Below are 24,798 nucleotides of genomic sequence, written 5' to 3'. Positions count from 1 at the left end.
GGGTTAATACGCCATTGCTTATGTTTCATACCAGCATGATTCGCTGTAAGAGATGTGGATCACAAAACTTATCGTTCAGATAATCAGCATCTGGCAAGAAATTTTACAGAAATAGCACAACTGCATACCACTCCCGCTCGTCTTTTAATCAGTGGATAATTCTGGCTACATGGCAGTAGCATAAATTTCCCTGCTGGAAACAGAGCGGCTGGCTTTTTTTAAACTTTGTTCGCTGATTCTCACCTCGGTTGTAAATCCCCGTTACCTATATTGACGTTTTACTCATCTATTGACAGATTGTAGGGCGTGAGGGGCAAATTATGGACAGTCCGCACTACCACACAGCTAGCCTGACGAAAGGAACACCTGGCCTCACTACCGCCTCCGGGCATACCGAACGGACCGCACACAAATAACAAAGGTCTAACGGAAAAAACAACACGACATATGTCCCCGAATTATTTCTTGCTGCAGCACTGCGGTAACTGAACAAATCATTGTGAGCTTACTTGTGTAAGCGATCGGTGTGAGTAAAGGCAGCCTATAAAGCCGTGGCAAGAAAGATAAAGGGAACATCACAACGGAGCAGAAGAATGAGTCTTTCCTTGAAGAAGTCAGGGATGCTGAAGTTTGGTCTGAGCCTGGTGGCCTTGACCGTAGCAGCTAGCGTTCAGGCAAAAACCCTGGTGTATTGCTCAGAAGGTTCCCCAGAAGGTTTTAACCCGCAGTTGTTCACCTCTGGTACAACTTACGATGCCAGTTCAGTGCCAATCTATAACCGCTTGGTCGAGTTCAAAACGGGTACCACTGAAATTATCCCGGGCCTTGCTGAGAAATGGGAAGTCAGTGCAGACGGTAAAACCTATACCTTCCACCTTCGTTCAGGTGTGAAGTGGCAGGACAACAAAGATTTCAAACCAACGCGCGATCTGAATGCTGATGACGTCGTGTTCTCATTTGATCGTCAGAAAAATGCCAACAACCCGTACCACAAAGTTTCTGGCGGCAGCTACGAATACTTCGAAGGCATGGGTTTATCTGACCTGATCAGCGAAATTAAGAAAGTGGACGACAATACCGTTCAATTCGTGCTGACTCGTCCAGAATCACCATTCCTGGCAGATCTCGCGATGGACTTCGCCTCTATTCTTTCCAAAGAATATGCTGACAACATGATGAAAGCCGGCACGCCGGAAAAAACTGACCTGAACCCAATCGGTACCGGTCCGTTCCAGCTGCTGCAATACCAGAAAGATTCTCGCATTCTGTACAAAGCGTTCCCAGGTTACTGGGGCACCAAGCCGCAGATCGATCGTCTGGTCTTCTCCATTACGCCTGATGCCTCCGTGCGTTACGCCAAATTGCAGAAAAACGAGTGCCAGGTTATGCCGTATCCAAACCCGGCTGACATCGCTCGCATGAAGCAAGACAAGAGCATCAACTTGATGGAACAGGCTGGCCTGAACGTGGGTTACTTGTCCTTCAACACCGAGAAGAAACCGTTTGATGACGTGAAAGTGCGTCAGGCGCTGACTTACGCGGTGAACAAAGAAGCGATCATCAAAGCGGTTTATCAAGGCGCAGGTACTGCGGCTAAAAACCTGATCCCACCAACTATGTGGGGCTACAACGATGACGTGAAGGATTACACCTACGATCCTGAGAAAGCTAAAGCGCTGCTGAAAGAATCTGGCCACGCTGACGGCTTCACCGTTGACCTGTGGGCAATGCCAGTACAGCGTCCGTACAACCCGAACGCTCGCCGTATGGCTGAGATGATTCAGGCTGACTGGGCGAAAGTGGGTGTGACCGCCAAAATCGTCACCTACGAGTGGGGCGAGTATCTGAAACGCGCCAAAGCGGGCGAGCACCAGGCTGTGATGATGGGCTGGACTGGCGACAATGGGGACCCGGATAACTTCTTCGCGACTCTGTTCAGCTGTGCGGCTGCGAAAGATGGTTCTAACTACTCTCGCTGGTGCTACAAGCCGTTTGAAGACCTGATCCAACCTGCGCGTGCAACAGACGATCACAACAAGCGTATCGAACTGTACAAGCAAGCTCAGGTAGTGATGCATGACCAGGCTCCGGCGCTGATTGTTGCTCACTCCACGGTATACGAGCCTGTGCGCAAAGAAGTGAAAGGTTATGTGGTTGACCCATTGGGCAAACACCACTTTGAGAACGTGTCTGTCGAATAATAAATAACAGTAGCGTGCTTTATTCCCTCTCCCAATGGGGAGAGGGTGAAAGATTTGTGAGCAATACAGACTGAAGGCTGCAAGGCTTTCAGTCACTACAGAGAATCCGGGTTATGTTGCAGTTCATCCTCCGACGTCTGGGGTTAGTTATCCCCACTTTTATCGGTATCACCCTTCTTACCTTCGCCTTCGTGCATATGATTCCCGGTGACCCGGTGATGATTATGGCCGGTGAGCGCGGTATCTCTCCTGAACGTCATGCTCAGTTGTTGGCTGAACTTGGCCTCGACAAGCCTATGTGGCAGCAATACGTCCATTATATTTGGGGCGTGATGCACGGCGATCTGGGCATTTCGTTAAAAAGCCGTCTTCCTGTGTGGGACGAGTTCGTACCGCGTTTTAAAGCGACTATGGAACTCGGCGTTTGCGCGATGTTGTTTGCCGTTGCCGTGGGTATTCCGGTCGGCGTTCTGGCTGCGGTTAAGCGCGGTTCCATTTTCGACCACACCTCAGTGGGCCTGGCGCTGACCGGCTACTCAATGCCTATTTTCTGGTGGGGTATGATGTTAATCATGCTGGTTTCCGTCTACTGGAACCTCACCCCGGTATCAGGGCGCGTCAGCGATACAGTATTCCTTGACGATACCTTGCCACTCACCGGTTTTATGCTGATAGACACCGCCATTTGGGGTGAGCCGGGCGACTTCATCGATGCAGTGATGCATATGATATTGCCAGCCGTAGTGCTCGGTACGATCCCGCTGGCGGTTATCGTGCGTATGACCCGCTCATCCATGCTGGAAGTGCTCGGTGAAGATTACATCCGTACCGCTCGTGCGAAGGGCCTGACGCGTATGCGCGTCATCGTGGTTCATGCGCTGCGCAACGCTATGCTGCCAGTTGTAACGGTTATCGGCCTGCAGGTCGGTACGTTGCTGGCGGGTGCAATCCTGACGGAAACTATCTTCTCCTGGCCGGGCCTTGGCCGCTGGCTGATTGATGCATTGCAACGTCGTGACTACCCGGTAGTACAGGGCGGCGTATTGTTGGTCGCGACGATGATTATCCTCGTGAACCTGATCGTCGACTTACTGTACGGCGTGGTGAACCCGCGTATACGCCATAAGAAATAAGGGGCCATCATGACGCAAATGACTGAACAAAAAGTGGTAGCGGCGCCCGTCCCAATGACGCCGTTCCAGGAATTCTGGCACTACTTTAAACGTAATAAAGGGGCGGTCATCGGCCTGGTGTATGTCACCGTGATGATCTTGATCGCCATATTCGCAAACGTACTCGCGCCACACGGCCCGGCAGAACAGTTCCGTGACTCACTGTTGCACCCGCCGGTCTGGCAGGATGGCGGAAGCTGGCAGTTCCTGCTCGGTACTGACGACGTTGGCCGCGACATCATGGCGCGCCTGATGTACGGCGCGCGTCTGTCGCTGCTGGTAGGTTGTCTGGTGGTTGTGCTGTCGCTGATTATGGGCGTGGTGCTCGGCCTGGTTGCGGGCTACTTCGGTGGCCTTATCGATAACATCATTATGCGTGTTGTCGACATCATGCTGGCACTGCCAAGCCTGTTGTTGGCGCTGGTGCTGGTGGCGATTTTCGGCCCGTCGATAGTTAACGCTTCGTTGGCGCTCACTTTCGTCGCCTTGCCGCACTATGTGCGACTGACGCGCGGTGCAGTGCTGGTGGAAGTGAACCGTGATTACGTAACCGCTTCGCGCGTTGCGGGTGCAGGTTCTATGCGCCAGATGTTCATCAACATTCTGCCAAACTGTCTTGCACCGCTTATCGTGCAGGCATCCCTTGGCTTCTCTAACGCCATTCTCGATATGGCCGCTCTCGGCTTCCTCGGCATGGGTGCGCAACCGCCAACACCGGAGTGGGGCACCATGCTCTCCGATGTGTTGCAGTTTGCCCAAAGTGCCTGGTGGGTTGTCACCTTCCCTGGTGTTGCAATCCTGCTGACGGTGCTGGCATTTAACCTGATGGGTGACGGGCTGCGTGACGCGCTCGATCCTAAACTCAAGCAGTAAAGGGCGACGAAATGGCGTTATTGAATGTAAATAAATTATCGGTGCATTTCGGCGACGAAAAGACACCGTTCCGTGCCGTAGACCGCGTGAGTTACAGCGTAAATCAGGGCGAAGTTGTCGGTATCGTTGGGGAATCAGGTTCCGGTAAATCGGTCAGTTCGCTGGCGATTATGGGGCTGATTGATTACCCAGGCCGCGTGATGGCGGAAAAACTGGAATTTAACGGCCAGGATCTGCAAAAGATTTCTGAGAAAGAGCGTCGTAACCTGGTCGGTGCCGAAGTGGCGATGATCTTCCAGGACCCGATGACCAGCCTCAACCCTTGCTACACCGTTGGTTTCCAGATTATGGAAGCTATCAAGGTGCACCAGGGCGGCAACAAGAAAACCCGTGTTCAGCGTGCTATCGACCTGCTGAACCTGGTGGGTATTCCCGATGCGGCTTCGCGTCTGGACGTTTACCCGCACCAGCTTTCCGGCGGTATGAGCCAGCGTGTAATGATCGCGATGGCGATTGCCTGTCGCCCTAAGCTATTGATTGCCGATGAACCGACTACCGCGCTGGACGTGACCATCCAGGCGCAAATCATCGAACTGTTACTGGAGCTGCAGCAAAAAGAGAACATGGCACTGATTCTTATCACCCATGACCTCGCGCTGGTGGCTGAAGCGGCACACAAAATCATCGTGATGTACGCCGGACAAGTGGTGGAAACGGGCGCATCGCAAGATATCTTCCGTGCGCCGCGTCACCCGTACACTCAGGCGTTGCTGCGAGCGCTGCCTGAATTTGCGCAGGACAAAGCGCGCCTGGCCTCGTTGCCGGGCGTGGTTCCGGGTAAGTACGACCGTCCGAACGGCTGCCTGCTCAACCCACGCTGCCCGTATGCCACCGACAAATGTCGCAGCATAGAGCCAGAACTGAATATGGTGGATAACGGGCGTCAGTCCAAATGCCACTTCCCACTCGATGATGCCGGGAGGCCAACGCTATGAGTACCGATAAGGCCACTGCGCAACCTCTGTTGCAGGCCATCGACCTGAAAAAACACTACCCGGTGAAGAAAGGCTTTTTCGGCCAGGAACGCCTGGTAAAAGCGCTGGATGGCGTTTCGTTTGAACTCGAACGTGGCAAAACGCTGGCGGTGGTGGGCGAATCTGGCTGTGGTAAATCCACGCTGGGCCGCCTACTGACGATGATCGAAATCCCGACCGGCGGTGAGCTTTACTATCAGGGCCAGGATCTGCTCAAGCCTGATGAAACAGCTGAAAAGCTGCGTCGCCAGAAAATCCAGATTGTGTTCCAGAATCCGTACGGCTCGCTGAATCCACGTAAAAAAGTGGGGCAAATTCTTGAAGAGCCACTGCAAATCAACACCAGCCTGAGTAAAGCCGAGCGCCGTGAGAAATCACTGGCGATGATGGCGAAAGTCGGCCTGAAAACCGAACATTACGACCGCTACCCGCATATGTTCTCCGGCGGCCAGCGTCAGCGTATTGCTATCGCCCGCGGCCTGATGCTTGACCCGGACGTAGTGATCGCCGATGAACCGGTATCTGCTCTCGACGTTTCCGTGCGAGCGCAGGTGCTGAACCTGATGATGGATTTGCAGCAGGAAATGGGGCTGTCATACGTGTTTATCTCCCACGACCTGTCCGTGGTAGAGCACATTGCCGACGAAGTGATGGTGATGTATCTGGGGCGCTGTGTAGAGAAAGGGACGAAAGATCAGATCTTCTCAAACCCACTCCACCCGTACACTCAGGCACTGCTGTCTGCCACGCCTCGCCTGAACCCGGACGACCGCCGCGAGCGCATCAAACTCACCGGCGAGCTACCAAGCCCGCTGAACCCGCCTCCAGGCTGCGCGTTCAACGCCCGCTGCCGCCGCCGTTTCGGGCCGTGCACGCAGTTGCAGCCGCAGCTTAAAGAGTACGGCGGCCAACTGGTGGCGTGTTTCGCTGTGGATCAGGATGAGAACGGGGAAATTCGGTAATTCAGGATGCTCTCACCCTCTCTCACGGGAGAGGGAATAAAACGTTTTTCTCCTTCTCTTGGGGGAAAAGGTTGGGATGAGGGCGACCAATGCTTAACCCCTCGGTTCAATCCCTTTCTTCTTAAAAGCACCGCGCTTCGTGCGAACCGAAGCCGGGTTGATAATGATCGGCGGCGATACAGTGCCAGGAATCCACTAGGTTTTCATTGGGCGGTTAAACGCTATGTTTTTCCGCCCTACACCTGGGTTTAACTAGAGATAAAAACATGATTGATGAAGGTCATATCGGTTCCACTGGCGAGGCGGTGTATCCAACACTCGATCCGTTGGAGCAAAAAGAGTCGCAAATGGAGAGGTTGCGCAAAGCTGTTCTTGCGGGAGACGTAAGCGGCGAAAGCTTAATGACATTTCGTGATATTGCGGAAATTTCCCATGTGTTGTGTAACTCACGCCAAAAATAAAGCGCTCAGTTTTCATAGGGCGGATAAGCCTGCGTCATCAGCCTTCTTCATACACCCATGCTACATTTTTGTATCACCCGCCCCGCTGATGTAAATTACAGGCCGAGACACGCAAAGGAGCACCCCTTGAGCACATTAAATGCCACCCCACTCGGATTTACCTGGAATGCCAGCGTACTTCCCACCGTTAACCCAGGAAGCACTCACCGGGCGCTGGCGATTTATCAGCAGCAATTGGCCTCTTTTGTGTGGGATGCAGCCAAACTCGAAAATAACCCGTTTACATTTGTAGAAGTGCAAACGCTTCTGGATGGCGTAACTGTTGGTGGGCATAAACTCTCCGATGCCGAGCAGGTCACAAATCTGGCGGACAGTAGCAAAAAGTTGGTTGAGCTGGTGAAGAGCGGGCGCTTTGACCTGGATAAACCGACAATCGTACTTCTCCACAGCATTATCGCGCGTAACGAAGCGCTTGAGTGGGGCGTATTCAGAGGTGAGGGTGAAGAAACAACATACTCTCCTTATGTCGCATTAGGTGAGCAAGGCGAGCATCGACCGTTGCCAACGTTAGCGGGTGCTCCAGAATTAAATCGCGTCTTTTCAGAAGGCGTGGAGTTTATAAAGACATTGTCGCCATTTGAAGGAGCACTAACGATGTTTCTCTTTGGCGCATTGCAGCAGTTCTTTTTTGACGGCAATAAACGCACCAGTCGCCATATGATGAACGGTTGGTTGATGAAACATGGCTATGACCCAATCAGCGTCCCCGCTGGCCGCGCCCAAGAATTTAATGACAAGATGGTGAGTTTCTATGTCAGTAAAGAAGGGACTGACATGCTTACTTTTCTGAATAGCTGCCGCCGAACCTGAGTGTTTCACACTTTAATTCGCGCTCAATAAGCCCTTTTATTTAAAGGGCCATAATTCTTTGGAAGTTCCCCCATATCCGCAATTCATTAATTTCCTAATATATAACCCAACATCGCGGTAAATCACCGAAACATGCACTCCCTTAATAATGTTAATTCTCTTTGCGAAATATCAGCTGACTATAAATACTCTTTATGTGTGTTGAATCACAAACAAAGTCTGCTACCTTTACCGATCAGAATTAAATGACGTTTAATCACAAATCTATGCATCTTCATGCTTAGATAGATTTTAATAAGAAAAAAAGGTGGAGAAATGACCTCCTGAGCCTATATATTGGCTTGAAATGCCGTCGATTTATCAAAAAAAGAATAATAAAATAAGTAATGATAACGCACGGCAATTAATAACTATTCATGAAGTCAATAAGCCAAAATCATTAACTAAAAAACCTTTTTAATAGTATTGGTATAAGCTTTGAATAACTATTTTATCGAAACGTCTTATAAATCATGAGTGTCGCAATGAAAAACTATGATGACTTGCAGCGATTCAAGGATAAGACCCGCACAGGCGCTATCGAATTCAAGGATATGTCGGCGCAAAATCAACAGTCAGAAACCAGTAACTGGACAATAATTAAACAGTTGATGAATACTGGCGATGATGATTCTGTGCTTGCTCAGGCCGGGAGTATTTCTGTTCCTGCACCGCAAGCTGTGAAGGCTGATGAGTTTGATGCCAGCCACTTCAGGCCGCTTGCAGCACAACCTATCAGCAACACTGCATCACAGGGTTCGATTCTCAATAGCCTGAATAGTGCATTGCCTGAAGCTAAGTCTGCGATTTCGCAGCCAGAGCCTGGTAAACCGACCACTAATACGTTATTTGAACAACTGGGACCCGTGGTTGCATCACCTGAACCGGTTATAGAACCCATAAAAGAAACCGTGAAACCTGCCGTCGTGTCTACGCCGCAGGCCCCTGCACCGGTCACAACCGAGCCCGTGCGTTTTGACAAACTGTTCGTAGCCAAAGGGAATACGGCGCGGAGTCATCCCGCCAAAGACTTACCGCTGCAACCGTTGCTGGAGATGATTGCGTCATGCCGTTAGTCTGTGTTTGCTCGCCAAAAGGCGGAGTAGGAAAAACCACGGTTACCGCCAATCTGGCGTATGCGTTGGCTCGCGCAGGTAGCAAAGTGTTAGCCATTGATTTTGATGTGCAGAACGCGCTGCGCCTGCACTTTGGTGTGCCTTTGTCTGATGGGCGGGGTTATGTCGCTAAAGCCATTGAATCTGCAGACTGGAGCCAGTCGGTTCTGACGGCAGGCAGCAATATGTTTGTGCTGCCATATGGTGATGTCACTGAAGATCAAAGACTTGAGTTTGAACAACGTCTGACTAACGACAGCCACTTTCTGTTACGTGGGTTAAGCACTTTGCTGAACTATCCAGGTCTTGTGATTATTGCTGATTTCCCGCCAGGGCCGAATCCTGCGCTGAAAGCCGTATCGCATCTGGCCGATTTGCATTTGGTGACGATGCTTGCGGATACCGCTTCACTTTCCCTGTTGCCGCATATTGAAAACCACCGCTTGATTGGCGAGCCGCTAAATAATAAAGCCGGATATTATTTTGTCCTCAACCAGAGTGATAACCGTCGTCATATAAGCCGCGACGTAACTGCATTTATGCAGCAACGTCTTGGCGATCGCCTGCTTGGTGTTATTAACCGCGATGAAAGTGTGGCTGAAGCTAACGCCTCTCAGCAATCAATATTCGATTTCAGCCCTGCTTCCGCTGCGGCTTTTGATATTGAGCTTATTAGTAAACGTGTAGCCGCTCTTCTCGGTATAAAAATTGGTGATGGCGCGGTTCATACCGCCTTAAGAACATCAAATTTCTGACAATCATTCAGGATGTCCTATGAAAAAGGTCCTGTTCTATTTACTGCTATTGGTGTTAGCACCAATAGCAGTGCTTATCATCATTACGCCTATGGACAGCCAAAAGCAGTATATCTTTGGCTTTATCAGTCTCGCGATAATGTTTGTATTAGGCTTCAGCAAAAAACACAGCGTGTCGATGATCATGATGCTGGTCTCGGTCTTGATGTCGACGCGTTATATTTATTTTCGTGCCACGCAAACGCTGCACTTTAATTCTGAAATAGAAGCCATCCTCGGAATAGGGCTATTTTTAGCTGAGCTATTTATCTGGGTCATTTTATTACTGAGCTATCTGCAAACTTCTTTCCCACTAAAAAGGGGAATTGTGCCGTTGCCGGACGATACGTCGACCTGGCCGACGGTGGACGTTTATATTCCCAGCTACAACGAAAGCCTTGAAGTGGTGCGCGATACCGTACTGGCTGCGCAGTGCATCGACTATCCGCGCGATAAGATCAAAATCTATCTGCTCGATGACGGTAAGCGGCGTGAGTTTGCGGTTTTTGCGGCAGACGTCGGCGTGGGTTACATCACGCGAAACGACAACTCGCATGCCAAAGCCGGCAACCTCAATCACGCCATGAAGCTAACCAAAGGTGAGCTGATTTGCGTCTTTGACTGCGACCACGTAGCCACGCGTATTTTCTTGCAGGCGACGGTTGGCGCATTCCTGAAAGATCCAAAACTGGCACTGTTGCAGACGCCACACTACTTCTATTCACCCGATCCGTTTGAACGCAATTTATCGGGTGGACGCAATATCCCTAACGAAGGTTCGTTGTTCTACGGCCCGATTCAGCAAGGTAATGATAACTGGAACGCGACATTCTTCTGTGGCTCTTGCGCCGTTATTCGTCGCAGCGCGCTTGAAGAGATTGGTGGATTTGCCGTTGAAACCGTCACTGAAGATGCCCACACCGCGCTGAAGATGCAGCGCCTTGGCTGGAAATCCGCGTTCCTCGATATTCCGCTGGCGGCAGGGCTTGCGACTGAGCGCCTGGTGCTGCACGTGATTCAGCGAACCCGCTGGGCGCGCGGCATGACGCAAATATTTCGTATGGATAACCCGCTGTTTGGCCGCGGCCTGACGTGGCAACAGCGCTGCTGTTATCTCAGCGCAATGCTCTACTTCCAGTTCGCTTTACCGCGAGTGGCGTTCCTCACCGCACCTCTGGCGTATTTGCTGTTTAACCTGAATATCATTCACTCCTCGGCGAGCCTGATTTTTGCTTATGCGTTGCCGCATTTGCTGCTAACCATCTACCTGAACTCGAGAATGAATGGGCGCTACCGCTATAGCTTCTGGGGTGAGATTTACGACCTGGTGCTGGCGTTCCACCTGGTTTTGCCAACGGTTATCACGATGATTTTCCCGAAACGTGGCAAGTTCAACGTGACGGACAAAGGTGCGTTGCTGAACGTGGGTTACTTTGATTTCAGCGTGGTGCGGCCTCATGTGATTATCGCGGTGTTGCTGACGGTGGCGGTCATAGCCGGGATAGTGCGCGCCTGTGCGCATGACTACTTTGGTGTCGACCCGAACGTTATTGCGCTCAACGTTGGTTGGGGCTTGTATAGCCTGGTGTTCTTGCTGGCGGCCATTGCGGTAGCCCGTGAAACGCGCCAGACGCGTAAAACCATCCGTATTGATGTCGAAGTGCCTGTCGTTATTCACTACGCCAGCGGTATCTCATCGCGCAGTAATACGCTCGATTTGTCGATGGGCGGCTGCCGAATTGCGGTGCCGGATGACCGACACCTCACTGACGAAATTGAAGAGATCGAGCTGCAACTGAAATCCGGTTCAATCAGTATTCCGGTGCAAGTGGTTGCCAGCGACGAACAGGCGATTCGCCTGCAGTTTGAAGAGATTCCTCTGGACCGTCGCCGGGAACTGGTGCGTGTGGTTCTGGCGCGTGCTGATGCGTGGATTAACCCGCCAAAGCCGCAGGACAACCCATTCCGTTCCCTGTTAATCATTATTCGTTGTGTATTTGACCTGTTCTGGCTGACGTGGAAATCACGCCGCGAAAATCGCCGTTTACGTCAGGAAGAAGCAAGACGTATGGCAGCAGCCGGCGAGGACAATGTTGCATGAAACGGATGACCTATAAAGTTTGTCAGTTGTTGCTCGCATTTAGTGTACTGACTTCACCGATTATGGCCGAAGAGCCTACGACAGTGGAGTCGTTGCTTCCGGTAGATTTACCGGCTCCGGGGCAAGATGCCGTGGAGTCGCAAGATTCAATGCCAGCACCAGAAACGGTGCCTGTTCCCGATCCTGTGCAAGCTCCAACGCCGGCTCCTGCTCCTGCGGCGACACCATCGGTCTTTGTTCCGGGGAGTGTCAGCAGCATTACTATGGCGCAAATGGGCCAGCCGCGTGGTATTACGCTCAGCGGTGGCCAGTTGCAGGCGGGGATTGATTTCACGCTGCCCTCGGATCAGGTCATTACTAATGCACAATTGGCGCTGAACCTAAAAGTGTCTCCGGCAATGGCGGCACGAAATACGACATTGCAGTTGATGATGAATGGACAGCCGCTAGGGACTGTTCCGCTGGGTTCTGCCGATAGCGATGTCTCGAGCTATCAGCTGGAAATCCCGGCGGCGATGGTGGTGTCGAGCAACAACATCAGCTTCAAAATTAATGATGGCGATGCCTTACTGTGCCTGCGCGACCTGTCTGAAAAATACCAGGTCACCATCATGCCGAATACGCGCCTGGATCTGGAAGGGCAACAGCTCAATATTGGCGCAGACCTCAGCCATTTCCCGCGCCCGTTCTTTGACGCGATGCAAATGACTCCGGCTGCCGTGACATTTGCCTTCCCGGCAAAAACGTTACCAGAGCAAGTGAGTGCTGCGGCATTAGTCGCTTCCTGGTTGGGGATTGAGGCGGACTATCGTGGCATCTCCTTTAACGCATTGCGCGACACACTGCCGGAGAAGAACGGCATTCTGTTTGGCAAATCGGGTGAGCAGATTGGCGGTCTGACGCTGCCAGAAACGCAAAAACCGATGCTGCAAATTATCGATAACCCAGGCAACCCGGTTTATAAACTGCTGCTGGTGGTGGGTAATTCAGACCAGCAATTACGTGCTGCGGCATGGCGTTTAACTCAGGGTAAATTCCCGGGGCAAACTGCAAGCACATTGGTTGAAAACCAGACAATCCCGATGAGCAAAGCGTATGACGCGCCGCGCTGGATTCCGACCGATCGTCCGGTACGTTTGACTGAGCTGATGCGTAAAGACCAAAGCCTGACGGCAACGGGTATCTGGCATGAGCCGTTAAGTGTGGCCTTCCGCGCCGCCCCGGACCTGTTCTTGTGGGATGGTGAAACTATTCCCGTGAAGATTGGCTACCGCTTCCCGACGGAATCCTGGATTGATGAAGAGCGTTCTTATCTTTCACTGACCTTCAACGGTACCTTCCTGCACAACCTGCCGGTAAACAAGCAAGGTGCGCTGGAAACCCTGTGGCGCAAAGTGGGCGGCGATGCGCGTCAGGAAGATTACAACCTGGCGCTGGAGCCTTACCTGATTTACGGCGACAACCAGTTGTCGTTGTACTTCAACATCCAGACCAAAGAAACGGCACCGTGTAGCGTACTGCTCAATAACAACATTAAGAGCCGTATCGATGAAAACTCATCGATTGATTTGAGCAAAACGCGCCACTTCTCGCTGCTGCCAAATCTGTCTTACTTCGTCGGTGCATCGTTCCCGTTCTCGCGCTTTGCTGACTTCGCGCATACCGTGTTGTTGCTGCCAGAAAACCCTGGTGAGGCTGAAATCAGCACACTTCTGAATATGGCCGCGCGTTCAGGTAATGCGACCGGAACGTCGCTTAACAATAACGCCGTGATGTTCGGGGTGCCGACGGCGGGTGCCAACCTGCAACGCCTCGAAGAAAGCCACGTGCTTGCGGTTTCTACCATCAACAAAAATACCTTTAACCGAACGCTGCTGGCTCAGTCACCGTTTACCAGCAACGAACACTCATTCGGTGTGCGGGAGCGTTCAATCTGGCAAAAAGTACAGAGCTGGCTTGAAGGCGACTGGGGCTCGGCCGGTATTGCCGCCGACCGTTACTTCTCCTCGAACGAGGCATGGCGTGGGTTTGTCAGTTTCCGCTCGCAGTGGAACCCTGACCGCGTGGTGGTGATGGCGATTGGCAGCACTGACGAACAGCTTTCACGTCTTCAGACCGACTTAGCCTCGGCACGCATTAACGCCGGAATTCGTGGTGATGCCTCAATCATTACCGATGAAAATGGCGTGCGTAGCTTCCGTGTTGGCCAGCAGTTCCCAAGCGGCCAAATGCCCTGGTACATGATGGTGGTCTGGTACGCCAACCAGCATTCTGCACTGCTGGCCATTTTAGGTTTGTTGTTCGCCACAGTGATTGGCTTGAGCTTGTATGCCTTACTGAAAAAACGCGCGCATAAACGTCTTAATCCTCAGGATGATGGTAAGTAAAGGTGGTGCTCATGAATCATAAAAACAAAACCGCCCGTCGCTTGTTAACTCTGTGCTTCTTTGGCAGCCTGACGTTCGGCGCCCAGGCCGCGGAAAACAATCCGGCATTAAAAGCGCTGTTTGACCAGGCCAATTACTGGCATGAAAAGTCGCATGACGAGCTGGCAAAAGAAGCGCTGCAAAAGGTGCTGATGGTTGATGCCAATAACACGCAGGCGATGTACCTGATGGCGTTGTGGGCGCAGCAGGCCGGGGATATCAAAGGTGCTGCCCAGTGGCGCGAACGCCTCGCGGCGGTGTCACCACAAGATAACAATTTGCAGGCGCTGGATAATGCGAAACAAATTCAGCAAATCCCGCGTGGGCAGTTGGATTTGGCGCGCCAACAGGCGCGAAGCGGCAACATTCCCGCCGCACTTGCCACCTGGCGCAGTTTGTTTAATGGCGATCAACCGCCACCAAGCCTCGCACCAGAATATTATCTGACGATGGCGGGTGATAAATCACTGTATCCGCAAGCAGTGGTGGGTTTACGCCAGTTTGTCGCGCAAAACCCACAGGATAACGGTGGGAAAATTGCGCTCGGCAAAGTGCTGACCTATCAGGAAGGCACGCGCCGTGAAGGGATAGATCTGTTGCAGAATATGGCGAGCGGCAGCTCAGACGCTGATAAATCGCTGCGGCAGGCATTGTTGTGGCTTGGCCCAACGGCGAGTGACGAAACCTATTATCAAACCTTCCTGCAACGCCATCCAAAAGACATAGCGGTACAAGACCACTACCGTAAAAGTATTGGTGGTACAGCGAAAGGTGAAGGCTTTACCGCACTCAATAGCGGCAATACTGACGCGGCAAAAAGCCAGTTTGAACAAGTGCTGCAAACTAACCCGCAAGATGCCGATGCGCTTGCCGGGATGGGTTACATCGCACAACGCAAAGGTGATTACACCGCTGCATCAGAATACTTAAACCGTGCGGCAAGCCTCGGTGGCGACCAGTCGGATGAGCGCAAACAGCAAGCTGATGACGCCGCGTTTTACGGGCAACTGGCGAGCGCTCAGGCGGCATTCAAACAAGGCAATGTCAGCCAGGCGTTGGCACTGAGTGCACCTCTGGCGCAGCAAAGCGGTGAGCGAGGTACCGCGGCGAAATTATTCCGTGCTGATGTGCAGCGCCACAATAAAGATTACGCCGCCGCAGAGCAGACACTGCGCGGCATCTTGAACGAGCAGCCGAATAACGGCTCGGCCCGTGAAAACCTTTACTACGTGCTGCGTGAGCAGAATAAAACCGCCGAAGCGCAGGCTATGTTGCAAACCTTGCCTGCAAGCTTACAAGCTAAATTGCAGCCGCGAGTTTCCGGTGGCAACCCAACTGACCCAGTACGCCGCCAGGCGCAGCAGGCGGCAGCCAATGGCGATCCACAACGTGCCATCGCCATTTTGCAGCAGGGTGTCGCACGCTATCCGTCTGACCCATGGTTGCGTCTTGATTTAGCACGCCAGCTACAAAAACAGGGCAACAGCGCGGAAGCCAGCAACGTGATGGCGCCGTCTTTCCGGCCGAATGCCTCCAATACTGAACTCTATGCAGGCGCTTTGTTTGCCAGCGAAAACAACGCCTGGCAGCAATCGCAGACTTTGCTGTCGCGGATACCGGCTTCCAGCCAGACCAGCGATATGCGCGCACTTGCGGCGCGTGTTAACTACAACCTGCAAATGTCTGTTGCGGAACGTTATCTGGCGCAGGGTGATACCGTGGCTGCGGCTAATACCTTAAAAGCACTGGCTACGCGTCCACCGCAAAGCCCGGCAGATGCTGGCAAACTGGCAAAAATGCTGGCGCAAAGCGGTGATGTCAGTACCGCCGTTGCGATTGTGCGCGGCAATATGAGTCGTGGTGTACAGGGCAATGCGGGTGATTATGGCGACCAGATTGCCGTCCTTAATCAGGCAGGTCTTGGGCGTGAAGCGCAGGCGTTCCTGGCGAGCCCGGAATTGCAGTCGCGCAGCACGCCGACACAGCTTGCCAGCGTTCGTAATGGTTATGTGATCAACGAAGCTGACCAGCTTCGGACTCAAGGTAATTATGCGGCAGCGTACGACAAACTGATCCGCGCCATGCAGAGCGACCCGCAAAATACCGACCTGATGTTTGCGATGGCGCGTTTGTATCAGTCCGGCAAAATGAACAAAGAAGCTGGCGTGGTTTACGACTACCTGATGACCCGTGACACGCCTGAGCAAGATGCACGCGCGGGCGCTATCGATGTCGCACTCGCCAGCAAAGATGTGGATAAAGCGAAGCAGCTAGCGGCTGGTTTGCGTAACGATGAAACGCCGGATCGCTTGCTGTTGCTGGCGCGTGTGGCTGAAGCTGATGGCAACCACCAACAGGCGATGAGCTATTTACGCACTGCGCGTGGGAAACTGCTTGGCCTGCAAGGTGTGGGTGATGGTACTGCTCCGACATTAGGTGGCCTGGCGTTGGCGGATAACCCGTTTACCCCGAAAACCTCTGTCGCCCCGCAAGACACCGCATCTAGCTCATTGTATGGCGAAGCGATGCCGTGGCAAGTTGCTCAACTGGCACGCAATCCGCAAACTGCATATCCGGGCACGACGCGTACCGATCTGCCGGTAGAAACGGCTCAGGCAGGCACGTTGCGCCAGGTGGATAACATGATGGAGCAGTTGACCGACAAAACGGCCACATGGGCACGAGGTGCGGTATCTGTACGCGGTCGTGATGGCGAAAGTGGCCTGAGCAAACTCACCGAGATAAAGGCTCCGCTACAGTGGTCAACGGTGCCATTTGGCGATTCGCGTTTAGATCTTAACGTTACGCCAATTAGTCTGAATGCCGGTAGCTCGTCAGATGAGGCTAGTCGCCGTTTTGGTACAGGCGCTTGGCAGCAGGGAATGACGGCCATTAGTGAATATATTTCTACAGGTGAGCTGCCTAATATCGACAAAATTAAAGTGCCTTCTCAGGGCTCCCAAAGTGCTGCCGGTGTGGAGCTTGGCATGGCACTGACTGGTGAGCAGTACAAATTGGATGTGGGCTCCACGCCATTAGGCCAGGATTTAAATACGATTGTTGGTGGTGTGCAGTGGTCGCCGCAGCTAACTGATTATCTGAAATTGATTCTGACGGGAGAGCGTCGAGCAGTGACTGATAGCCTACTTTCCTACGTCGGAGCAAAAGATAAATTTATTGGTAAGACCTGGGGCCAGGTCACCAAGAATGGCGGTAGTGCTCAACTGAGTTACGACGATGGTGATGCCGGCTTCTACGCAGGTGTCGGGCTGTATAACTATATTGGTGAAAACGTACCAAGCAATGATAGCTTCACCGGGAATGCGGGTGTTTATATACGCCCATATCGTGCTGATGACCGCGAGCTGAAAACCGGTATCAGCATGACTTACATGGACTTCTCTAAAAACCTCAGCTACTTCAGTTACGGGCAAGGCGGCTACTTTAGCCCGCAGGACTATATCAGCGTCTCCTTCCCGGTGGATTACTCGCAGAAGTTTAATAACTGGACAATGTCGGTTGGCGCATCGCTGGGTTATCAATCTTATAGCCAGGACGAAAGCCCGTATTTCCCAACCGACTCAACCGCGCAGTCCCTACTGGAATTACTTGCTGCTAATGGTTTTGCCAAAGAGGCGTGGTATAGCGGTAGTAGTGAAAACGGTATGGGCTATAACTTGCGTGCCGCAGCCGACTACAAAGTTAATAAAGATATGACGATTGGTGGCCAGGTCGGCTATGACACCTTTGGTGATTACAACGAAAGTACCGCGCAACTCTACTTCCGTTACCTGCTGGGGAATAATTAATCATGCATGACGCGCAGCTTTTGCAGTATTTTCAAAATCAGCAGACGCAACCGGGTTGGTTTTCTCTGCTCCACATCATGATAGACAGCATGGTGGCGAATGCTGGCGAAGCAGAAAGCCGCCCGTTTCTGATACAAATGGGTGATACATTGGCTGGGCGTCACCCGTTAGCATTAGCGCGAACTGTGGGTGAGCTCGAAACGCAGATAAATGTTCAGCTCGCTCGTTTCAACTGGGGCTATATTGATATCGAAGCCAGCGAAACGGCGATGTTGATTCGCCATATGGCTTTACCTGTTCCTGCGGATGAAGCGCAACAGGCTTCCTGGAATAGCGCGTTTAGCGCGGTTCTGGAAGGAGTATACGCCCGCTGGTTACGCGATCAGGGCGGAAAACCGCATGTGTCGCTGTGGCGCGAGTCTTCACCGTCGGCAACAGTGGTACACTTTCGATATCAAAATAGTCGATGAGGTGCTTCAATGTTGCAGCGATGCAAAACGCTGATAGTGGCAGTCTTTGCCTTGATCTTCTGCCAGCAAGCGCTGGCAGATAATGCATGGGATAGCTATAAATCACGGTTTTTAATGCCTGATGGTCGCATCGTCGATACCGGAAATAAAAACGTCAGCCACACTGAAGGCCAGGGTTTTGCCATGATGATGGCGGTGGTCAACGATGATCAAACCAGTTTTGATAAAATGTGGAGCTGGACGCGAAAAACCCTGAAAAATCCCGAAAATGGTCTCTTCTACTGGAGATATAACCCGGTCGAGGCGCAGCCGATCACCGATAAAAATAACGCCACCGATGGCGATACTTTTATCGCATGGGCGTTGCTTAAGGCGGGAGCAAAGTGGAAAAACCAGGATTATCTCAACGAATCAGATGCGATTACCAAGGCTCTGGTAGCTCATAACGTTGTACGTTTTGCGGGTTACCAGGTGATGCTGCCCGGAGCCAAAGGTTTTAATCTTAATACCTACGTGAATCTTAACCCTTCCTATTTTATTCTTCCGGCCTGGCAGGATTTTGCTAACCGCAGCCATTTAATGGTGTGGAAGGATTTGATTAGCGACGGGCAGAAGTTGTTGGGGAAAATGCACTTTGGTGATCCACAACTCCCTTCTGACTGGGTTTCACTCTATTCTGATGGTCACACCGTTCCAGCCAAACAGTGGCCTGCTCGTTTTAGTTATGATGCGATTCGCGTTCCACTTTATGTATCATGGTTTAACCATAGCAGCCCGGAGCTTCAGGTTTACAAAAACTGGTGGGGACGTTTTGCACGCGACAAAACGCCTGCCTGGGTGAATGTGACAACCGGCGATCCAGCTCCATATATGATGAACGGTGGATTGTTGGCGGTGCGCGATTTAGTGCTACAGTCGGCAAGCGTGGAGCAGCCGCAAATTATGGCTCAGGATGATTATTATTCTGCGAGTTTAAAGATGCTGGTGGCGCTGTCGGTGAGGTGATGTTTGTTCGTGCACAACCCCCTCACCCGAACCCTCTCCATCAGGAGAGGGAACATCCTGAAGATTTCCCTGATAAGCCAGCCTCAACACCTAAACATCACTACAATGCAGTATACTCAGCCTGCTTAAGAATATGCCCTATACGGCACGGTAATTGCGGAGAGTAAGTTTGCGAGTCAGTCGTTCATTAACGATTAAACAAATGGCAATGGTGTCAGCCGTTTCCATATTGTTTATTTTCATTTTTATCGTGGTACAGCTTTTCCACTTTGTGCAGCAAAGCCGCTACGACACTGCAAGCCAGATGGAGAAAATCGCCCATTCGGTGCGTATTCCGCTGTCTGCAGCAATCCTTAAAGCAGATATTCCCCAAGCTGAATTCATTCTTAATCAAATACAACCCTCCGGGATTATCAGCCGGGCAGATGTTGTTTTACCAAACCAGTTCCAGGCGTTACGCCAGAGCTTTGCACCGGAACGCCCGATTCCGATGTGGATTGCTCGCCTGTTTGAGCTCCCGGTGCAAATTTCGTTACCGCTGTATTCACTTGAGCGCCCGGCAAACCCGCAGCCGTTGGCTTATCTTGTGTTGCAGGCGGATTCCTGGCGGATGTACAAATTCATCATTAGTACGATTTCCACGTTGTTGACCACATATTTGCTATTGGCGCTAATTCTCTCGGTTGCCATCAGCTGGTCGATTAACCGTTTAATTGTGCACCCGATCCGCAAAATCGCTCGTGAGCTCGACAGCTTGAGTCCGCAAGATGCGGCGAGTCATCAGCTCAAACTGCCGCATCTTCATCATGATGATGAGATTGGTATGCTGGTGCGTAGCTATAACCGCAATCAACAAATGTCGCTGCGCTTGCATGAAGAAATGAGCGCTGTGAGCACCAGAAACATGCTCACAGAACTGCCAAATAAAGCCCTGTTCCTGGCGTTGCTTGAGCAACTCACGGCGAGTGGGAAGAACAGCACACTGATCGTGATTGCCAGCGAAACCTTGCAGGATGCAGCCGGTGTATTAAATGAAGAGCAGCGCGAAATGCTGTTGCTGACGCTGGTCGAAAAAATTAAAAGTGTTCTCTCGCCGAATATGGTTCTGGCACAGCTTAGTGGCAATGACTTCGGCATTATTGCGCATGGTGTTCAGGACGCCTGGCAGGCCATGGCACTGGCAAAGCAAATCCTCACTGTGCTCAACGAAAAATTACCGATTCAATCGATCTCCCTTAAGCCTACGGCCAGCATCGGTATTGCGATGTATCACGGCGGTTTGGCAGCAGAACAATTGTATCGCCGCGCGGTATCGGCGGCATTTTCCGCCCGTCGCCATGGCAAAAATCAGATTCAATTCTTTGACCCTGAGCAGATGGAATTAGCTCAACGCCATCTGACTCAGGAACAGGATTTATTGAACGCTTTAGAGAACCAGCAGTTCGCTATTTGGCTGCAACCGCAAGTCAACATGCTTACCCGCGAAGTTGTCAGTGCGGAGGTTTTGCTGCGTATGCGACAGCCTGATGGCAGTTGGGCGTTACCTGACGATTTGATTGCGCGTATTGAAGACTGTGGCCTGATGTTCACCATCGGCAACTGGGTACTTGAAGAAGCTTGCCGCGTCCTGGCGGGTTGGCAGAGCCAGGGCATCACGATGTCGTTGTGTGTGAATGTCTCTGCACATCAGTTGCTGCACGAAGAAATGGGCTCGTCGTTGTTAGAGTTGTTGACGCGTTATCGCATTCAGCCGGGCATGTTGATTTTGGAAGTGACGGAAAGTCATCATATCGACGATCCGAAAAGGGCGATCGGTATTTTGCGCCCGTTGCGTAAAGCCGGAGTGCGCATCGCATTGGATGACTTTGGGATGGGCTATGCCAGCCTGCGCCATTTGCACCATTTGAAAGCGCTGCCGGTAGATATCCTGAAACTCGACAAGAGCTTTATCGATGGCCTGCCGGAAGACAGTGCGATGGCTGGCGTGATTATCGGTATGGCGAAAACTCTTGGGCTGAAACTTGTAGCCGAAGGGATTGAGAACCAGGCTCAATGTGACTGGCTATTAAACGAAGGTGTGACTCTTGCTCAGGGTTATCTATTCTCCAGGGCCATGACTCTTAAAGAGTTTGATGCGCAGTATCTATCTACCCCTCAACAGTAAATGATTTGTTGTAATTGTTACTTGGCTGGCGCGAGTCAGCTCAATTATTTAACAATTATGTTTACAAATTAGCGCGATATCACTTTTGAGTGTTTTTGTGGGTGTTATTTTCGATGCCGCAAGCCGAAAGGTTTGCGGAATCTTCACCTCTCAAGGACACCCTATGAAACTCTCTCTTTTCAAAAGCCTCTACTTCCAGGTTCTGACGGCAATCGCTATCGGCATCTTGCTGGGACATTTCTACCCAGAGTTAGGCGCGCAGATGAAACCGCTCGGCGATGCGTTCGTTAAACTGATTAAAATGATTATCGCGCCGGTTATCTTCTGCACCGTTGTGACCGGCATCGCTGGCATGGAAAGCATGAAAGCTGTCGGCCGTACCGGTGCCGTGGCGCTGCTTTACTTCGAAGTGGTCAGTACCATCGCCCTGATTATCGGCCTCATCGTAGTAAACGTGATGCAGCCAGGTGCTGGCATGAACGTTGACCCGGCAACTCTTGATGCTAAAGCGGTAGCAATCTATGCCGAACAGGCGCAACAACAGGGTATCGTGGCGTTCTTGCTGGATGTTATTCCAGGTAGCGTTATCGGTGCTTTTGCCAGTGGCAATATCTTGCAAGTGCTGTTGTTTGCAGTGTTGTTTGGTTTTGCACTGCATCGTCTGGGCCACAAAGGCCAACTGATTTTCAACGTCATTGAAAGTTTCTCGCAGGTCATCTTCGGCATCATCAATATGATCATGCGTCTTGCGCCAATCGGTGCTTTCGGGGCCATGGCGTTTACTATCGGTAAATATGGCGTGGGCTCGTTGGTACAGCTCGGCCAGCTGATTATCTGCTTCTACATCACCTGTATTCTGTTTGTTGTGCTGGTCCTGGGGTCTATTGCCCGCGTGACAGGCTTCAGCATCTTCAAATTTATCCGTTACATCAAAGAAGAGCTGCTGATTGTGCTGGGCACATCTTCATCTGAATCTGCGCTGCCAAGAATGCTCGATAAAATGGAAAAACTCGGCTGCCGCAAATCGGTGGTGGGGCTGGTGATTCCAACCGGTTACTCATTTAACCTTGATGGTACCTCCATTTATCTGACGATGGCGGCGGTGTTTATCGCGCAGGCAACCAACAGTCACATGGATATTTTCCATCAAATCACGCTGTTGGTGGTGTTGCTGCTCTCCTCCAAAGGAGCTGCGGGTGTGACCGGAAGCGGCTTCATTGTGTTGGCTGCGACCATCTCCGCTGTGGGCCACCTACCGGTAGCCGGACTTGCGCTGATTTTGGGTATTGACCGCTTTATGTCGGAAGCTCGTGCGCTGACAAACCTGGTCGGTAACGGTGTTGCGACGGTCGTAGTGGCGAAGTGGGTGAAGCAACTGGATGAGAAACAGTTGAAAGAAACTCTTGATAATCCACATTCCGCAAAAAAAGTGAGCGAAGTCTCGTCTTAACCCTCTCAATTGCCCACAGTGACTTGCCCTCGCTGTGGGCTGCTGCGCATAATTGACCCCTGAGCCATTTTCTTTGGCGTTTTTTTCAATTTTAAAGTGACGTTTCCGCGAAGATGCGGTCAAACGGAGTGGTGAAATGCCACTTGTGGTGGCTTTATTGCGTAATGCTATGTCGCTATTACACTTTTTAATCAGGATTGTTTTCCAGGGGTTCACATGCAGGGCACCAAAATTCGACTCTTAGCTGGCGGATTGCTGTTGGTCGCCGCCGCCAGTAATGTGCAGGCAGAAGCACTTCAGCCCGACCCAGCCTGGCAACAAGGGACGCTGGCCAACGGTTTTCAATGGCAAGTCCTGGCCACACCTCAACGTCCTAGCGATCGTATTGAAATTCGTCTGTTGGTTAATACTGGTTCATTGACTGAAACCACCCAACAGAGCGGCTATAGCCACTTTTTACCTCGTCTGGCGCTGACACAAAGCGGCAGCTTGCAGCCGTTACAGGCTCGTTCTTTATGGCAGCAAAGTGTGGACCCAACGCGTCCGCTGCCCCCGGTTATCGTCTCTTATGACTTCACGCTGTTTAATCTCAGCCTGCCAAATAACCGCAATGATTTACTCAAAGAAGCCTTAACCTATCTTTCAGACAGTAGCGGCAAAATGGCCATTACCCCAGAAACGGTGAATGTCGCGCTGCAAACTCAGGATATGGTCGCCACCTGGCCGATGAACACTAAAGACAACTGGTGGCGCTATCGCCTGCAAGGTTCCACGCTGTTGGGCCATGACCCGGCAGAAGATCTCAAGCAGCCGGTTGATAACGAACAACTGAAGGCGTTTTACCAGAAATGGTATACCCCGGATGCAATGACGCTGATTGTGGTGGGTAATGTCGATAGCCGTAGCGTAGCCGATCAAATCAACAAAACTTTTGGCACCCTGACCGGCAAGCGCGAATCACCAGCACCGGTTGCAACCCTTTCTCCGCTTAAACGCACTCCGGTAAGTTTGATGACCGATAGTGTGCGTCAGGACAGGCTCTCACTGATGTGGGATAACGCCTGGCAGCCTATTCGTGAGTCTTCTGCGCTATTGCATTACTGGCGTGCAGATCTCGCCCGTGAGGCGCTGTTCTGGCATGTGCAGCAGAATCTAAGCAAGCAGAACCAGACAGACCTCAACCTGAGCTTCGATTGCCGTGTGCTATACCAGCGTGCGCAATGTGGCATTAACCTTGATTCACCTAACGATAAACTGAATGCTAATTTGGCGACCGTGGGCAAAGAGTTGCTTAAGGTGCGTGATAAAGGGCTTTCGCAGGAAGAATTTGATGTGTTAATTACACAGAAAAAAGCTGAGCTTGCCAAGTTGTTTGCCACTTATGCGCGTACTGACACCGACGTGTTGATAAGCCAGCGCATGCGTTCACTGCAAAACCAGGTGGTTGATATCGCACCGGAACAGTATCAGAAGCTGCGTCAGAACTTCCTGAACAGTTTGACGCTGAACATGCTGAACCAGGATTTGCGCCAGCAGTTGTCTCAGGACATGGCTCTGGTGTTGTTGCAACCGCAGGGTGAACCTGAGTTCAATATGAAGGATTTGCAAGCCACGTGGGATAAAGTGATGGTTCCTTCGAAGGCACTTCCGATAACGGATGAACCTAAGCAGGATACGACTTCAGATATTCCTCCGGCTCAGTGACCGTAAAATAAAAAGGCGCCTTTCGGCTAATGCCGGTCACTTAAGGTGACCGGCATTGTTTTTTAAGGGATATTTCGACCTTTTTTCTCTCACTTCCCTTGCATATTCACGCTCACGCCTCGAGGGGAGTTTTAGCATCGCTGCGTTG

General features: G+C 51.6%; 17 protein-coding genes. All 17 read left to right on the top strand.

Going from position 1 to position 24,798, the window contains the following annotated elements; all coding sequences use genetic code 11:
• Positions 1-593 precede the first annotated feature (593 nt).
• The 17 genes from dppA to LVQ76_RS19575 all read left to right on the top strand — a co-directional run bounded on the left by dppA (position 594) and on the right by LVQ76_RS19575 (position 24,650).
• Complete coding sequence (gene dppA / locus LVQ76_RS19655; protein WP_064514767.1) at positions 594-2,201, top strand: dipeptide ABC transporter periplasmic-binding protein DppA; 1,608 nt, start codon at positions 594-596, stop codon at positions 2,199-2,201.
• 113 nt (positions 2,202-2,314) lie between these two features.
• Positions 2,315-3,334: a dipeptide ABC transporter permease DppB gene (dppB, locus tag LVQ76_RS19650; protein WP_232863962.1), complete on the top strand. Its 1,020-nt coding sequence runs from the start codon at positions 2,315-2,317 to the stop codon at positions 3,332-3,334.
• 9 nt (positions 3,335-3,343) lie between these two features.
• Complete coding sequence (gene dppC / locus LVQ76_RS19645) at positions 3,344-4,246, top strand: dipeptide ABC transporter permease DppC (protein ID WP_232922309.1); 903 nt, start codon at positions 3,344-3,346, stop codon at positions 4,244-4,246.
• A gap of 11 nt (positions 4,247-4,257) precedes the next feature.
• Positions 4,258-5,241 carry a dipeptide ABC transporter ATP-binding protein gene (gene dppD / locus LVQ76_RS19640; RefSeq protein WP_064514762.1) on the top strand — a complete coding sequence of 328 codons (984 nt, stop codon included), beginning with the start codon at positions 4,258-4,260 and terminating at the stop codon, positions 5,239-5,241.
• Positions 5,238-6,242 carry a dipeptide ABC transporter ATP-binding subunit DppF gene (gene dppF / locus LVQ76_RS19635; RefSeq protein WP_232863960.1) on the top strand — a complete coding sequence of 335 codons (1,005 nt, stop codon included), beginning with the start codon at positions 5,238-5,240 and terminating at the stop codon, positions 6,240-6,242. The genes dppD and dppF overlap by 4 nt, the downstream gene beginning before the upstream one ends.
• A 266-nt stretch (positions 6,243-6,508) precedes the next feature.
• Positions 6,509-6,703 (top strand): type II toxin-antitoxin system ParD family antitoxin, encoded by a 195-nt coding sequence (locus LVQ76_RS19630; protein ID WP_232863959.1) that lies wholly within the window; start codon positions 6,509-6,511, stop codon positions 6,701-6,703.
• Positions 6,704-6,829: 126 nt separating this feature from the next.
• On the top strand, positions 6,830-7,573 hold the full coding sequence (locus LVQ76_RS19625) for a Fic family protein (protein WP_232922308.1): 744 nt from the start codon (positions 6,830-6,832) through the stop codon (positions 7,571-7,573).
• A 524-nt stretch (positions 7,574-8,097) separates the two neighbouring features.
• Complete coding sequence (gene bcsO / locus LVQ76_RS19620; RefSeq protein ID WP_232922307.1) at positions 8,098-8,688, top strand: cellulose biosynthesis protein BcsO; 591 nt, start codon at positions 8,098-8,100, stop codon at positions 8,686-8,688.
• On the top strand, positions 8,679-9,482 hold the full coding sequence (gene bcsQ / locus LVQ76_RS19615; protein ID WP_034460607.1) for a cellulose biosynthesis protein BcsQ: 804 nt from the start codon (positions 8,679-8,681) through the stop codon (positions 9,480-9,482). Before bcsO ends, bcsQ begins: the two co-directional genes overlap by 10 nt.
• A gap of 19 nt (positions 9,483-9,501) precedes the next feature.
• Entirely contained in the window at positions 9,502-11,622 is a 2,121-nt protein-coding gene (gene bcsA / locus LVQ76_RS19610) for a UDP-forming cellulose synthase catalytic subunit (RefSeq protein WP_232922306.1), read from the top strand.
• Positions 11,619-14,009 carry a cellulose biosynthesis cyclic di-GMP-binding regulatory protein BcsB gene (gene bcsB, locus LVQ76_RS19605; RefSeq protein ID WP_232922305.1) on the top strand — a complete coding sequence of 797 codons (2,391 nt, stop codon included), beginning with the start codon at positions 11,619-11,621 and terminating at the stop codon, positions 14,007-14,009. The genes bcsA and bcsB overlap by 4 nt, the downstream gene beginning before the upstream one ends.
• A gap of 11 nt (positions 14,010-14,020) precedes the next feature.
• The gene (locus LVQ76_RS19600; RefSeq protein WP_232922304.1) at positions 14,021-17,857 is read left to right on the top strand and encodes a cellulose biosynthesis protein BcsC; all 3,837 of its coding nucleotides are present in this window, start codon (positions 14,021-14,023) and stop codon (positions 17,855-17,857) included.
• Positions 17,858-17,859: 2 nt separating this feature from the next.
• A complete protein-coding gene (bcsD, locus tag LVQ76_RS19595; protein ID WP_232922303.1) occupies positions 17,860-18,327 on the top strand; it encodes a cellulose biosynthesis protein BcsD in 468 nt (155 codons plus the stop codon).
• Between the two features lie 9 nt (positions 18,328-18,336).
• Positions 18,337-19,332, top strand: a complete 996-nt coding sequence (locus LVQ76_RS19590; RefSeq protein WP_232904962.1) for a family 8 glycosyl hydrolase — start codon at positions 18,337-18,339, stop codon at positions 19,330-19,332.
• 169 nt (positions 19,333-19,501) lie between these two features.
• A complete protein-coding gene (gene hmsP, locus LVQ76_RS19585) occupies positions 19,502-21,496 on the top strand; it encodes a biofilm formation regulator HmsP (protein ID WP_232904961.1) in 1,995 nt (664 codons plus the stop codon).
• Between the two features lie 163 nt (positions 21,497-21,659).
• Positions 21,660-22,946, top strand: coding sequence for a dicarboxylate/amino acid:cation symporter (locus LVQ76_RS19580; protein WP_232863950.1), 1,287 nt, complete (start codon positions 21,660-21,662; stop codon positions 22,944-22,946).
• 216 nt (positions 22,947-23,162) lie between these two features.
• Entirely contained in the window at positions 23,163-24,650 is a 1,488-nt protein-coding gene (locus LVQ76_RS19575) for a M16 family metallopeptidase (RefSeq protein WP_232922302.1), read from the top strand.
• The last annotated feature ends 148 nt before the right edge of the window (positions 24,651-24,798 follow it).

This window comes from Buttiauxella cochleicola (genome assembly GCF_021283185.1).
Taxonomy (GTDB): domain Bacteria; phylum Pseudomonadota; class Gammaproteobacteria; order Enterobacterales; family Enterobacteriaceae; genus Buttiauxella; species Buttiauxella massiliensis.
Note: the sequence above shows the minus strand (reverse complement) of the source record. Positions and strands in the feature narration are given on the sequence as shown.

Bases quoted from the DNA above. Each gene is read 5' to 3' on its own strand.
- dppB (WP_232863962.1), top strand. From the start codon at position 2,315: ATGTTGCAGTTCATCCTCCGACGTCTGGGGTTAGTTATCCCCACTTTT.
- bcsO (WP_232922307.1), top strand. From the start codon at position 8,098: ATGAAAAACTATGATGACTTGCAGCGATTCAAGGATAAGACCCGCACA.
- bcsB (WP_232922305.1), top strand. From the start codon at position 11,619: ATGAAACGGATGACCTATAAAGTTTGTCAGTTGTTGCTCGCATTTAGT.
- LVQ76_RS19590 (WP_232904962.1), top strand. From the start codon at position 18,337: ATGTTGCAGCGATGCAAAACGCTGATAGTGGCAGTCTTTGCCTTGATC.
- dppF (WP_232863960.1), top strand. From the start codon at position 5,238: ATGAGTACCGATAAGGCCACTGCGCAACCTCTGTTGCAGGCCATCGAC.
- dppA (WP_064514767.1), top strand. From the start codon at position 594: ATGAGTCTTTCCTTGAAGAAGTCAGGGATGCTGAAGTTTGGTCTGAGC.
- dppC (WP_232922309.1), top strand. From the start codon at position 3,344: ATGACGCAAATGACTGAACAAAAAGTGGTAGCGGCGCCCGTCCCAATG.
- bcsA (WP_232922306.1), top strand. From the start codon at position 9,502: ATGAAAAAGGTCCTGTTCTATTTACTGCTATTGGTGTTAGCACCAATA.
- dppD (WP_064514762.1), top strand. From the start codon at position 4,258: ATGGCGTTATTGAATGTAAATAAATTATCGGTGCATTTCGGCGACGAA.
- bcsQ (WP_034460607.1), top strand. From the start codon at position 8,679: ATGCCGTTAGTCTGTGTTTGCTCGCCAAAAGGCGGAGTAGGAAAAACC.
- bcsD (WP_232922303.1), top strand. From the start codon at position 17,860: ATGCATGACGCGCAGCTTTTGCAGTATTTTCAAAATCAGCAGACGCAA.
- LVQ76_RS19630 (WP_232863959.1), top strand. From the start codon at position 6,509: ATGATTGATGAAGGTCATATCGGTTCCACTGGCGAGGCGGTGTATCCA.
- LVQ76_RS19575 (WP_232922302.1), top strand. From the start codon at position 23,163: ATGCAGGGCACCAAAATTCGACTCTTAGCTGGCGGATTGCTGTTGGTC.
- LVQ76_RS19580 (WP_232863950.1), top strand. From the start codon at position 21,660: ATGAAACTCTCTCTTTTCAAAAGCCTCTACTTCCAGGTTCTGACGGCA.
- LVQ76_RS19600 (WP_232922304.1), top strand. From the start codon at position 14,021: ATGAATCATAAAAACAAAACCGCCCGTCGCTTGTTAACTCTGTGCTTC.